Raw genomic sequence first — 14,072 nt, 5'->3', positions numbered from 1 at the left:
TTGATAAACAAAGCGATTCGGCGTTTCACCTTAGGCCGTGTTGATTTTTTGTCTTCTATAAGCATTGGGACTCGATCCGGCATACGCTTTGAACTTTTTATAGAACCAATCAATATCCTTATATCCTACCTCAATAGCAATCTCATATATTCGCAGATTTGTGGAAGACAACAACTGCTGGGCCTTTTCCATACGTTGCTGGAGCATATAATCATTGAAAGACATCTTCTCTTCCAGCTTGAACTTCTGTCCAAGGTACGCACAGTTAAAATGAAGCATGTCAGAGATCTTCTTCAGCGTGATTTCATCACTCAGATGATCCCGTACATAGGCCTTGACGATACGAATGACATGACTGGAGTGCATGGGTTTACCATTCATTTGAACGGGTGTTTTGAAGAACGACGACGTTTTGTGTGCCGGGTCGGTTTCAAGGTGGGATCTAAGTCCATGCAGACTGTTAAGTAAAGTAGAGGGACTAACAGGATACGGGAGATAATCATTTACCTGATACGTCAGGGCTTTGCGTACAAACCTGAAGTGATCTCTTCCACCCATCAGGAGGATGGGTATCTGACTTTTCTTTCGAATGTTGTTGCATAACCAGAGCCCCGCGGTATCAAACCTCTCTGTATGTACCATAACAAGGGAAAAGTCTCGTTCTGACAATGCGGTCAAAGCCTCGGCCGATGAGAACACACAATTTGCGATAGTATATTGAGCTTTGCTCCGTAGCAACATCTGTTGCAACTCTCCGCACAAACGACGGCTGAAATCCACAAGTAAAATATCATACATGAAGCAATACCTCACCTTCTGCTGAATTGTAATGCGCTAGATTAACTGAAATTTGACTTAATTTCATTATGGTAATAAAAGAAAGCGCATACAATGTGCATATTTTTGTAGACAGTGCATTTCTTTACCAATTAAAACCTCTAATGCACTTTGCTCGCGCAAAATTACGCAAATCTATATTCAGCCCGGGTAAACATCTGTATTCCGGCAGGTTGTTTGCGCTTTCATTGTGACGATACACTGTGATAGCAAACGACAATCAGGGGGGAAGACGATGAGAAAAAACAAGTTCATGCTACTGAGCCTGGTATTTGCGGTCTTGTTGGTGATTGCTGCATGCAGTTCTGCACCTACCGCTCAACCCGAGCCGGAAAAGACAACACCACAGGAGGAACAAAAACCCGCGGAAACCGAGCCCAAGAATGAAAACTCCACGCCAGAAATGGACTTTGACATGGGCGGCAGAACCATCAAGGTTGTTGCTTGGTGGGACATGGAAATACAGGGGAACAACCCGGACAACATTCAACGCCTTGAGAATCTCGAAGCGCTGAAGAAAAAACACAACTTTAATATTGAATACGTTTCCATCGATTTCGGTGAATATCAGGAAAAAGTAGTTGCTTCCCTGATGGCCGGTGAACCGCTTGGCGATCTGGTGAGACTGGGCAAAAACTATGCCATTCCGGCATTGACCAAACAGGATCTGTTATGGCCGGTGGATGATTATATTAAAAACGACAAGGTATTCAACCAGAAAACAACCAAGGAATACATGCAGTATGAAGGCAAAGGTTACGGCTTTACTGAGGACCAGTCCTCGTTTATCAACGGGATTTTCTATAATCGCACACTCATGCAAGAGCTCGGCTTGAAGCCACTTCAGGAGTATGTGGATGCCGATGAATGGAACTGGGATACGTTCATCAGTGTTGCCAAGCAAGCGAACAAGGATCGAAACAATGATGGCAAGCTGGACACTTGGGGACTCGCTCAAACGGGCTTGCTGGAACCGATTCTGTATTCCAACGAGGCTTCTCTGACCAAAGAGGATAAGCAGAACCTGGAAGATCCAAAAACAAAAGAAGCGTTGAACTTCCTGTCCAAACTGGCTACCGAGAAGGTCGGCAGAGCTTCTGAGGGCGGCGATTGGACAGAGCCATCCACGTTCTTCCGTCAAGGCAACACCTTGATGTATTCAGGTGCCATGTACGAAGTCGAAGGTATTATGACGGATATGCAGGACTACGATATTGGTTTTGTACCGTTTCCAAAAGGTCCAAGTGCAACAGCGTATCACTCCGGTGAGTCACGTTACCAAGCTATAACAATTCCAAAAGCGGTAGAGAATCCGGAACAACTGATGTACATCTGGGAGAAAATTAACGAGATCGATTCGATCTATGAGTATCCGGGACAATCCACACTGGAGACACATCTGACCGATGAAGCAGATATCAACAACGCCAGAGAGGTAGCGGAAGGTATGTTGGTTCTCGACCATAACACATTCCCGTCCTTGCCGTTCTGGGACTTTGATGGGGAACTCAAAGAAGGGGTGTCCGTATCTACGCTGATCGAGAAATACAAGGCTCCTTTCCAGGCTGCGATTGATGAGGTTTACAAATAAGTATCACGTTACACGGGCAGAACGCACCAGTGAAGGTGCGGTCTGTCCGGGTTAGTCAATCGTTCAGTTCTCTCAACGCTTACAGGAAAGGGGATACATTCAAACATGCGGTCACGTAAGAAAAAGGGACTAATCCTGGTGCTTGTCCTGGCCTTGGTGCTCTCCATATGGACACTATATCCATCGCGGGATCGTAATCCGGGAACCGTACATGCGCTTGAGGACTTTGAGGCGGTATCGGGAACCGAGGATTCATTCAGTTATGAGCATTATCTGACTGCTCATGACAATACGGCCAAACCGGATGAAATTGTACGCATCGAAGGCGAATCTTATGTTCAGGCAGAGGATGGGGAATTTGAAATTGTGCAAGGGTACGCCGGATTAGACGGAAGTGCCGTAATTACGCCGGAAACTGGAACCATTCGCTGGGATGTTCCCGTTCAAGTGAGCGGTTTGTACAACATTCGCATTCACTATTATCCCGTAGAAGGCAAAAGCTCCGGGATCGAACGCAGGCTTGAGCTTAACGGTAAGGTTCCGTTCAGAGGGGCCGATATTCTTCTGTTTGACAGGGTATGGGGGAATCGCGAGGATAACGTCCGGCAGGACGATCGTGGCAACGAGCTTAGACCAAGACAAGTGGAACAGCCCGAATGGCAACTGACTTCCTTCAAGGACAGTGCAGGGTACTTCGAGGAACCGTTTCAGTTTTATTTTGAAAAAGGAAATCAACAGTTCTCGCTCACTTCATTAAGAGAAAGTATGGCGATCGATTATATCGAGCTTTACCAGGAAAATGAAGTCCCGTCCTATACAGAGCTGGAGAAGACCTATGCCTCACTCGGCTTGAAACAAGCGGCTCCTGTCATGCTGAAAGTACAGGGGGAGGAAGCTGTCAGTAAATCATCCCCTACACTGGCACCCATCTCGGACCGATCAAGCCCTTCACTCGAGCCTTATAATGTATCGAAAATTCGGATGAACGCCATCGGGGGCATTAACTGGAAGCTGCCTGGCGAATGGATTGAGTGGGAAATTGACGTGCCTGAAGACGGATTGTATCAAATCGCGCTTAAGGTGAAGCAGGATCAATTGCGTGGCATCTATGCCACCCGCAGCCTGACGATTAACGGCGAAGTTCCGTTTAAGGAAATGAAACGAATTCGATTTAACTACAGCCCGGCCTGGCAAACTCAGGTGTTGGGATCGGGAGAAGATCAACCATATCAGTTTCATCTGGAAAAAGGGAAACACCGCATCCGAATGACGGTTACACTTGGCGACATCGCTCCGCTGCTGCGGACCGTGGAATCCAGTGTGCTGGAACTGAATGAGATGTATCGCAAAATATTAATGATCACCTCCAACAGTCCAGACCCACTGCGGGATTACCAGCTGGAACGGCGTATTCCGGAGATGACGGAGGTGTTTGAACGACAAGCTGACACCTTGCGCTCCGTTGCAGATTACCTGGAAAAGGCCACGGGTGAGCAAAGTGACAAAGTAGCCGTCCTGCACGCCATGGTATTGCAGCTTGAAGATATGGCGGCCAGACCAGAGACGGTTCCCAAACGGCTGGATACGTTCAAAATTAACGTAGGTGGTCTCGGCACATGGATTCTATCGGTACGTGAACAGCCGATTACATTGGATTACCTTGTCGTATCTCCGCCGGGTGAATCGCTGCCAAAAGCGGAAGCGAGCACCGTCCAGCAAGTGAAGCACGAACTGGGCGCATATGTTGCCTCGTATACCGAAGATTACGACAGCATTGGGAACGTGGAACAAAAGAAGGATGCCATCACCGTATGGATCACAACCGGACGAGATCAGGCCCAAGTACTGAAAGGTATGATCGACGATTCGTTTACCCCGGATACGGATGTGTCCGTGCAGTTACGTCTCGTTCCGCCTAATATTTTGCTGCCCGCAACACTCTCTGGGGAAGGACCGGATGTAGCCATGCAGATGGGCGAAGACATTCCGGTGAACTATGCGATGAGGAATGCAACAGCGGATCTGAGTCAGTTTCCCGATTTCGAGGAAATTTCGGGCAGGTTCCGTGAAAGCGGATTGACACCTTACCGCTACAACGACGGGGTATATGCCCTTCCGGAGCAGCAGCATTTTCCAATGCTTTTTTACCGCAAAGATATTCTGAATGAACTGGGCCTCGAACCGCCGAAAACGTGGCAGGACGTATATAACGCCATCGCCGTGCTGCAGAAGCATAACATGGAGTTTTATCTGCCGATAGAGGATACGCTGAACAATGCCAACCTGGTTCCGAATTCAACCTTTGCGATGTTGTTATATCAGAATGACGGAACGTTCTACACCGAAGACCAGAAGAAAAGTGCACTGGATTCGGAGATTTCAATGGACGCGTTCAAACGCTGGACGCAATTTTATACCAATTACAAGTTTCCGCTCAAAGCCGACTTTCCGAACCGCTTCCGTACCGGGGAAATGCCGATCGGGATTGCTGATTACACCACGTATAACATGCTGACGGTTATGGCTCCGGAAATCCGCAATCTCTGGGACTTTACGATTGTTCCGGGTACACAGCTTCCGGATGGGTCCATACGGCATGAAGTGGCCAGCGCTACGAGTGCGGTGATGATGCTCGAAAATGCCGACAACAAGGAAGCGGCGTGGAAGTTCATGAAGTGGTGGACTGATGATCAGACCCAGATTGAATACGGGAGAGAAATGGAAGGTCTTATGGGAGCGGCTGCCCGTTACCCTACGGCCAATATCGAAGCCTTGAAGCAATTGCCTTGGCCTGTGAAGGATTATCAAAATCTCGAGAAACAATGGGAATGGGTACAGGGAATCCCGCAGCTTCCTGGAGGTTACTTCACGGGACGACATCTGGATAACGCCTTCCGAAAGGTGGTCAATGCTAATGAAAATCCACGTGAAGCCTTATCGGACTATGTGTTGTACATTGATGATGAAATTGAATTGAAACGCAAGGAATTTAATCTGAAATAGAGGAAAGGGAGGGTAACGGTTGCAAGCTAAAACTACCAAGACAGCCGCCGCTCCTGCCGTCCATACCCGCCAGGTCGGCTGGTGGTCCCTATTGAAGCGGGATCTGTATCTCAGCAGGCATTATTATGTATTGATGGCACCGTTTATGCTGATTTTTTTCATGTTTACGGTCATTCCGGTCGGCATTTCACTCGGGCTCAGCTTTTTTCACTTCAATATGCTGGAGCTGCCGCGATTTGTCGGCTGGCAGAACTATTCCCGGCTTTTTCTGAACGATGACGTATTTCTGATCGCGCTCAAAAACACGCTGCTTTTTGCCGTGATTACAGGCCCTGTCAGTTATATTGCCTGCTTTTTGTTTGCGTGGATCATTAATGAGCTGTCTCCTAAAATTCGGGCGGTCATGACGCTGGTTTTCTATGCCCCATCCATATCGGGCAACGTCTTTTTCATCTGGCTGATCATCTTCTCGGGTGACAGCTACGGTTATATGAACGGCTTCCTGATGCGCCTTGGCGTCGTACTGGAACCGATCCAATGGCTCGCAGACGAGAAATATGTACTGGCAATCGTTATTATTGTACAGCTGTGGCTGAGCCTTGGAACCAGCTTCCTGGCCTTTATTGCAGGACTGCAAACCATTGATCGTTCTCTGGTTGAAGCAGGAACCGTAGACGGGATCAAAAACCGCTGGCAGGAGCTCTGGTACATCACCTTGCCTTCGATGAGACCGCAGCTGATGTTTGGTGCGGTAATGCAGATTACCGCTTCCTTCGCCGTAGCTGAGATCTCCATCGCACTGGCAGGTTTCCCGAGCGTAAACTATGCGGCACACACAGTTGTCACACATCTGATGGACTTCGGAACGATTCGTTTCGAGATGGGGTATGCCTCGGCCATCGCAACGGTCCTGTTTGCCCTGATGCTGGGTACAAACGTTTTCACGCAAAAAATGCTTAGAAAGATAGGTGAATGACGATGACCAGCAAAGTACGTGCCGTGTTTGGCATGCCAAAAAGGCTTAATCGGTCATTTACCGTCAGCCTGATGTTATTTGCATTGCTGGGCGTGTTCGGCTCCTTTATGGTGCTTCCGCTCATCTATGCTGTCAACAATGCATTCAAGCCGCTGGATGAGCTGTTTATTTTCCCGCCGCGCTTCTGGGTGAACAATCCGACAACGGAGAATTTTGCCGATCTGATCAACCTCATGGGCAATTCGTGGGTGCCGTTATCCCGCTATATTGCCAACACATTGCTCATTACGATACTTGGCACAGCAGGGCATATCCTTCTTGCATCTGCAGCAGCTTATCCGCTGGCGAAGTATCGTTTTCCGGGTTCCAAAGTGTTGTTCACCATTGTCATTTTGTCCCTGATGTTCTCGCCGCATGTTACGGCGATTCCGAACTACATGGTCATGTCCTGGCTTGGCTGGATTAACACTCATGCGTCCATTATTGTGCCATCACTTGCGTTCTCGCTGGGACTTTTCCTGATGAAACAGTTCATGGAGCAGATTCCTGATGCTTTGCTGGAGGCAGCCAAAATCGACGGGGCCAATGAATACCGGATATTCTGGAGCATCGTGATGCCTAATGTAAAACCGGCATGGCTCACACTCATGATCCTGCAGTTTCCAGCTTTATGGGGAACGGATGGCGGGAGTTTCATTTACAGTGAAAATCTCAAAACGCTGCATTATGCGCTCAGTCAGATTGTGCAGGGAGGGATTGCAAGAGCCGGTGTAGGTGCGGCTGTTGCCTTGCTGCTGATGATCGTACCGATCACTCTGTTTATCATCTCTCAGAGCAGTGTTATGCAGACGATGGCCACTTCGGGCATGAAAGAGTAGAAAGGAGGCAGCGAGGTGCGGAGAAGCACATGGAAAAAACGTAAATCGATCATCATGGGCATGATCTGCCTCCTGTTGTTCGTTCAAGAGGCGCCCTATGTGAGTGCAGACGGTAAAACGGATGCGTATCATTATTCATTCTGGGGTGACGCAGTTCCGGCACCGGCGGCATATGAGGCAACAACCATTATCACCGGCAAGAAGCTGAACACAACTCCGATGAAAGAGCCAAGTGACATGCATGTTACCGCCAATCAGCACGTCTTTGTGCTCGACTCGGGCAATGGCCGCATCATTGAGATGGATCGCAACTTCAAGCTGGTACGGACGATTGATTCATTCGAGCAGAAAGGCAAGGAAGATCATTTTAAAAATCCACAGGGATTGTACGTCACGGAAAAGGGCCATCTGCTGGTCGCTGATTCGGATAATCACCGGGTCGTGCATCTGGATGAACAGGGTAAGCTGGTCAAGATCGTGTCTGAACCAAAATCGGATCTGTTAAAAGCAGACTTCCAGTTTAAACCGATGCGGATTGTTATGGACAAAGGGGAGCGTATCTACGTCATGGCCGAAGGCGTATTTGATGGATTCATGGAGTTCAGCGCCGATGGTACGTTCTCTTCCTTCATTGGAGCGAACAGAGTTCAGGTGGACCCGGTGGAGTATCTATGGAAACGGTTTGCAACACGGGAGCAGCGCAGTCAGATGGTGATGTTCACTCCAACGGAATTTACCAATCTGGATATGGATGAAGAGGGCTTTATCTACGCCACTAGCGGGGATCGCGGCAAAGATCCGGTCAAGAAGCTGAATGCCCAGGGTACAGACATTTTGCGCAGAGAAGGCTATCAGACTCCGCAGGGGGATTTACTGTATACCCAGGAAGCAGGGCCATCCCGCCTGATTGATGTCGATGTGGGTGACAGTGACATGTATTCCGTACTGGATTCCAGCAAGGGCCGAATCTTCACCTACAATGGAGACGGATATCTGCTCCATATATATGGCGGCATCGGGAACCGACTGGGCCAGTTTAATACACCTGTTGCCCTGGAACGTGCGGGAGACCGGATGTTAGTTCTGGATAAAGCGCTGGGTGAAATCACCGTCTTTCAAACAACGGAATACGGACGTACGCTCCACGAAGCGGTGCGCAGCTACTATAACGGTGATGAAGATCAATCTTCGGTGCTGTTTGCCCAAGCTGCTGAAATGAACGCTAACTTGGAATACGCGTATGCGGGAATTGGCAAAGCATTGCTTCGTCAGAAGGAATATGCCGAGTCTGCGAAATATTTCAAGCGCAGCATGGAGCCCAAAGGGTATTCCAAAGCTTTTCTTTTGTACCGCAAAGAGCTGATGCGTGAGCATTTTTCATGGATGATGTCCGGTATATTCCTGGCTGTCGCTGCGATTGTCACCGTCATCATCGTTCGCAGGCAGAAAAGGAGGACTACGAATGCAGGCATCAAGTAAGGAACTATACCAGTACCCGCTGCACCTGATATTTCATCCGTTTGACGGATACTGGGAATTGAAATATGAACGGAACCAGAGAAACTCACTGCTGATTGCTTTCATGATCCTGGTGCTTCTGGTCATCACCAAAATTTTGCATGCCCAGTACAGCGGTTTTCTCATTAACCTCAGTAATCCAAAGTACCTGAACAGTCTGCTCGAAATGGTATATGTCATTATACCGGTGCTGTTTTGGTGTGTGGCCAACTGGTCGTTAACCACATTGATGGACGGGGAAGGCAAGTTCTCCGAAATTTTCATGTCAACGTGTTTTGCACTGGTACCGTTGTTCCTCATTCATTTTCCATGGATCTGGCTAAGTCTTGTGATCTCTGCGCAGGAAACTGCCTTTTATTATTTCTCCAATGCACTTGCCGTTGCGTGGACGGTATATCTGTTATTTGTGGGGAATATGACGGTTCATCAGTACACACCAGCCAAAACGGTGCTCACGATGCTGCTGACACTTGTGGCGATGGCGTTTATGGCATTTCTGTGCCTGTTATTCTTCAGTCTTGTACAGCAGATTGTATCGTTTGTTGTAACCATCTATCAGGAATTAGTGCTTCGGGGCTAAGGGAGGAGGAAATTGTTATGAAATATGCCGTAGCCAAAAAAATAACAGGAATGCTGCTCGCGGGCAGTCTGCTTCTTGGCGGTTGTCAATTCTCGCCAACACCGCTTGCTCACGAGACAGTGACTGCCGCAGATTCGACGGACTTTCCCTCCCTGCCTCCCGGAGAGAAACTGAAATCATCGTTCAGCGATGTCCGCCTTCCCGACATGGTAGGCATTGCGCAGAATGCTGCGCTGCAGTTGTTCATTAACGAAGAGACTGCCGAGATTGCAGTGATTCACACGCAGAGCGGCCAGATCTGGCGCAGCAATCCTGCAGATCGTGAGCAGGATGGGGTTGCAGCCGGGATAAACAAAGACCTTTTGTCATCACAAACAAAGCTCAGCTTCTTCAACAGCCTCGGACAGAGCAGCACCGTGAATTCCTTCACGGATAGTGTTGCACACAAGCAGATAAGCTACGAGGTGCTGCCAGGCGGCGTGCGGGTCCACTACCAGTTTGGAAGCACTGAGCGATCCATAGAAGACTTGCCGATGAAGATCAGTAAGGAGCGATTTGAACAAAAGCTGCTTGCACAGCTAGACAAGGCCGGGCAACGGGCCTTGAAGGTCGGCTATGCGGAAGACAAGGATGAAGGGGCTTACGTCCGGATTGATAAGGCGATGCAAGGATTGCAATTGTCCCGGGCCTTGAAGGCTTTTGACACAGCCGGTTACACATCGGAGGATCTGGCTCAGGATCATGCTGAGTTCGGCATCGAAGAGGAACGAAGTGGACCACGGCTGTTTATGCTTACGATGGAATATGAGCTGGATGGAGAGGATCTGCTTGTACGTGTTCCGTCCTCAGGCATTCATTTTCCGGAGGAATATCCGATCAACAGCATATCTGTAATGGATTATTTCGGGGCCGGGGGTTCAGACGAAGAGGGCTCCATACTGGTGCCGGACGGTTCGGGAGCGCTGATCCATTTTAACAATGGCAAGCTGCAGTATCCTGCCTATCAACAAGATATATACGGACCGGATATGACCATGAAACTACGGGAAGCAAGTTCGAATGAAGCCAGAGCCAGGTTGCCGGTATTTGGACTGATTCGAAAAGAGGGAGCTTTCCTAGGCATTATTGAACAAGGGGATGCCGTTGCAGTTGTGAATGCCGATATCAGCGGCAAACTGAGCAGTTACAACAACGTATATCCAAGCTTCTATGTGGTTAACAAGAGCGATGTGACGCTTCAGGCAAGTGATATGGTTCGTACACTTCCGAAATTCCAGAAGAAACCGACCGCGTCCGACTTCGTCGTTCGATATGCTTTTGTCGGGGCGGATAAGGCCTCGTACTCAGGGCTTGCATCTCTCTATCGGGATTATCTGGTGCAAAACGGCGGACTTCCCGAGCTAAACGCCAGCAAGGAGCAGAGTAACGTTCCCTTTTATCTGCAACTGTTCGGTGGCATGACAACAAGGCAGCATATGCTGGGCATACCGTATGATTCAACGGAGGCTTTGACCACATTTGATGAAGCCAAAAATATTCTTTCCGCCTTGACGGAGAAGAAGGTATCCAATATTCAGGTGCGCTATGCGGGATGGCTTAACGGCGGACTTCATCATCGACTGCCGGATTCCATCCAGGTAGATGGCGCGGTAGGCGGGAAAAAGGGATTGCGGGATTTCAGTGCATTTACACAAGAAGCGGGCATCGGTTTCTATCCCGATATCGCTCTGCTGAATGTGCAATCCAAAAAAGGGTTTAAACCGTCCAAAGAAGCTTCACGCACATTAACTCAGGAACCGGCGGTCTTGTATCCGATGAACCAGGCCATCCAGCGGCGGGACCGGGATCGTTCACCATCCTATGTGCTTTCGCCCAACATGCTGGAGGACGTGACGGCAGACATGTTAGATGAGCTGAGGTCCCTTCAAAAGGATGGACTGTCACTAAGCCTGAATGATCTGGCAGCTCAGTTAAACAGCGATATGAATCCGAAAAAGCTGGTGGACCGAACACAAGCGCTCGGCTCCGTGAAGAAGGCACTTGAACAGATCCGGCAGCAGGCTGGCTCGCTTGTTGCTGAAGGCGGGAACGCTTATGCCCTGCCGTATGTAACTGGTCTGACGGATGCGCCAATGACTAGCAGTCGTTTCAAGCTGGAGGATGAAGAGATTCCGTTCTATCAGCTCGTTGTACACGGCAGTATCGGTTATACGGGGACGCCATACAATCTCTCCACATATACCAATGCAAGGCAATATGTGCTGAAGCTGATTGAATATGGAGCCAGCCCTTACTTTGCATGGTTCAATGCGCCAAACCATGTTGTGAAAGAAACGGATTATGATGATCTCTACGCGGCGAATTATGAACAATGGATCGATCTGGCTGCCGAGATCTACAACGAGGTGAACCAGGTGAACCAACCGTTTGCCGGACGTTCCATGATTTCTCATGAATCCCTGGAGGAGGGCGTCTTCCGGACAACATATGAAGGTGGCGGGTTCGTAATCGTCAATTATAACGACTTCCCTGTAGAAGTTAACAACGATACAGTGGAAGCCCAAAGCTATGTGACTGGTGGTGAGCAGCTCTGAAGACGCTCCTGAAATGGAAATGGGGAAGTCGTACGTATGCTCAGCAGAAAGCCATGTGGGGCGTAATCTACGTGCTTCCCTGGCTCATTGGTTTTGTGTTGTTTTTCTTCATTCCGCTGTTAGCCTCTCTGCGATACAGCATGAGTACAATTCAGGCTAACGCGGAAGGCATAGCGATTCAGTTCAACGGTGTTGCCAATTACATTCAGGCGCTGACCGTCAATACAAGCTTTAACCGTGCGTTAATTGAGGCGATCACAGACGTACTCATCAACGTACCGCTTATCGTTATATTCAGTCTGTTCCTTGCCGTCATCCTGAATCAGAAGTTCAGGGGCCGGGCTGTAGCGCGGTCGATCTTTTTCCTGCCCGTTATTCTGGCATCGGGAGTGATTATGACACTGGAGAGCACCAGCCTGATTGAAGCGGTTAATCAGAGCAGCACAGGTGGAAGCTCACTCGGGACATTTGAACTCGAAAATCTGATGGTTAACGCTGGAGTGAGCGATTGGATCGTCACGTATCTGAGCAGCGCCGTAGATCGGATCTATCAGATCGTCAGTCAATCCGGTGTACAGATTTTGATCTTTTTGGCAGGGATCCAGACGATTTCCCCTCAACTGTATGAGGCTTCGAAGATGGAAGGGGCAACGGGTTATGAAGCCTTCTGGAAAATTACGTTCCCGATGGTCAGCCCGCTTATTTTTGTCAATGCGATCTATACAATCATTGATTCGTTTGCCAATAACGCCATGACGGAACTGATCCGGGATACCGGCTTCGTCAAATTTGACTTTGGATTAAGTTCTGCCATGGCATGGGTCTACTTTCTGGCCATTGCCATCATTCTGGTTATCGTAAACATCATTTTCTCGAAGCGAGTCTTCTATCAAGATTAGAAAGGAGGGTGTCCCACGTGACAACATCACGATTATTATCGCTGGAGCATTGGAAAGGCTGGCTGTGGGCCATGATCCGATTCGTTCTGATTACCGGGCTTTCCTTCGTGATCCTGTTTCCCATATTTCAGAAGGTTTCCACATCCATCAAAGCTAAAGGTGATCTATATTCGGCAGTGGTGGTGTGGATTCCACAGAACTTCTCCATCGACAATTTCAAAGAGGCGATACGCGTCATGGATTACTGGGCAACGCTGTTTAATACGTTTGCCCTGTCTGCAACAACTACACTGCTGACTACAGCATCCTGTGCACTTGCAGGATACGGATTCGCCAGACTGAAATTCAGGGGAAGCAACTGGCTGTTTGCTGGTGTAATTCTGACGATTCTTGTACCGCCAACGACTATTCTCATTCCGGTATACCTGAATCTGAAAAGTTTTGATCTGATGGGGCTTATGACGCTTATAGCCGGCAAACCTGTTAATTTGCTTAATACCTATTGGCCGTTTATTCTGACGGCGATTACGGCCAATTCACTTAAGGCCGGTTTGTACATCTTTATCTTCCGGCAATTCTTCAGGGGTATTCCGAAGGAAGTGGAGGAGGCGGCCTATGTGGACGGCGCGGGCATCGGGCGAACATTTTCAAGAATCATGCTGCCCAATGCCATTCCGTCCATGGTAACAGTCATGCTGTTTTCCTTCGTATGGCAGTGGAACGATAGCTTTTATACGACAACTTATCTGACTTCAAGTAAAGTCATGTCGACCCAGTTATCGTCCCTTCCGTATAATCTGGCCCAGCAGGTTACTGACGGTGCAGCTTCCCAGGCCGATCCGTTCTATCTGAGCATGATCCAGGATACAGGAATTCTTCTTGCCATTCTGCCTTTGATCGTCATTTATTTGTTTGTGCAACGATATTTCGTAGAGAGTGTAGAGCGTACGGGAATCGTCGGTTAAGTTAAGTTCTCCTGTACGTTTGGAGTGGGATCAGACTGGAAGAGGAAGGAGGAACTTCATGCAACATTCCATCTGTGAAAAGGGGGCATGTAACGATCTCATGAACGTCTGCTCACAGCAGAACCACGATCCTTCCCTGCGCAGGATCCCCCTGCTGGTGTGGAACGGGCTGCGGGAGCGAGCGCCGACCTGAGCGATCTGTTTGATCAGAGATACTCTGACGGAGCTTAC

At 48.8% G+C, this 14,072-nt stretch carries 10 protein-coding genes; 9 read left to right on the top strand and 1 reads right to left on the bottom strand.

Annotated features, from left to right (window positions below):
• Positions 1–30: 30 nt before the first annotated feature.
• Positions 31–798, bottom strand: coding sequence for a helix-turn-helix domain-containing protein (locus tag NSQ38_RS21040; protein WP_062834412.1), 768 nt, complete (start codon positions 796–798; stop codon positions 31–33).
• Between the two features lie 274 nt (positions 799–1,072).
• Between NSQ38_RS21040 and NSQ38_RS21035 the strand changes: the two genes are divergently transcribed.
• From NSQ38_RS21035 to NSQ38_RS20995, 9 genes are all read left to right on the top strand, one after another.
• The gene (locus tag NSQ38_RS21035) at positions 1,073–2,428 is read left to right on the top strand and encodes an extracellular solute-binding protein (protein ID WP_036670945.1); all 1,356 of its coding nucleotides are present in this window, start codon (positions 1,073–1,075) and stop codon (positions 2,426–2,428) included.
• 105 nt (positions 2,429–2,533) lie between these two features.
• Positions 2,534–5,431, top strand: coding sequence for an extracellular solute-binding protein (locus tag NSQ38_RS21030; protein ID WP_339783920.1), 2,898 nt, complete (start codon positions 2,534–2,536; stop codon positions 5,429–5,431).
• A 19-nt stretch (positions 5,432–5,450) separates the two neighbouring features.
• The gene (locus tag NSQ38_RS21025) at positions 5,451–6,407 is read left to right on the top strand and encodes a sugar ABC transporter permease (protein WP_339309423.1); all 957 of its coding nucleotides are present in this window, start codon (positions 5,451–5,453) and stop codon (positions 6,405–6,407) included.
• Positions 6,408–6,409: 2 nt separating this feature from the next.
• Positions 6,410–7,285, top strand: a complete 876-nt coding sequence (locus tag NSQ38_RS21020) for a carbohydrate ABC transporter permease (protein ID WP_026081082.1) — start codon at positions 6,410–6,412, stop codon at positions 7,283–7,285.
• Between the two features lie 15 nt (positions 7,286–7,300).
• Entirely contained in the window at positions 7,301–8,764 is a 1,464-nt protein-coding gene (locus NSQ38_RS21015; protein WP_339783919.1) for an NHL repeat-containing protein, read from the top strand.
• Positions 8,748–9,383 (top strand): YIP1 family protein, encoded by a 636-nt coding sequence (locus NSQ38_RS21010; protein WP_076331158.1) that lies wholly within the window; start codon positions 8,748–8,750, stop codon positions 9,381–9,383. The genes NSQ38_RS21015 and NSQ38_RS21010 overlap by 17 nt, the downstream gene beginning before the upstream one ends.
• 17 nt (positions 9,384–9,400) lie before the next feature.
• Positions 9,401–11,977 (top strand): DUF5696 domain-containing protein, encoded by a 2,577-nt coding sequence (locus NSQ38_RS21005; RefSeq protein ID WP_339783918.1) that lies wholly within the window; start codon positions 9,401–9,403, stop codon positions 11,975–11,977.
• Positions 11,978–12,030: 53 nt separating this feature from the next.
• Positions 12,031–12,876, top strand: coding sequence for a sugar ABC transporter permease (locus NSQ38_RS21000; protein ID WP_082219083.1), 846 nt, complete (start codon positions 12,031–12,033; stop codon positions 12,874–12,876).
• 17 nt (positions 12,877–12,893) lie between these two features.
• Complete coding sequence (locus NSQ38_RS20995; RefSeq protein ID WP_105598719.1) at positions 12,894–13,841, top strand: carbohydrate ABC transporter permease; 948 nt, start codon at positions 12,894–12,896, stop codon at positions 13,839–13,841.
• Positions 13,842–14,072 lie beyond the last annotated feature (231 nt).

This window comes from Paenibacillus sp. FSL R7-0313, from assembly GCF_037969885.1.
Taxonomy (GTDB): Bacteria; Bacillota; Bacilli; order Paenibacillales; family Paenibacillaceae; genus Paenibacillus.
The sequence above is the reverse complement of the archived record's forward strand: the minus strand, read 5'-3'. Positions and strand labels throughout refer to the sequence as shown.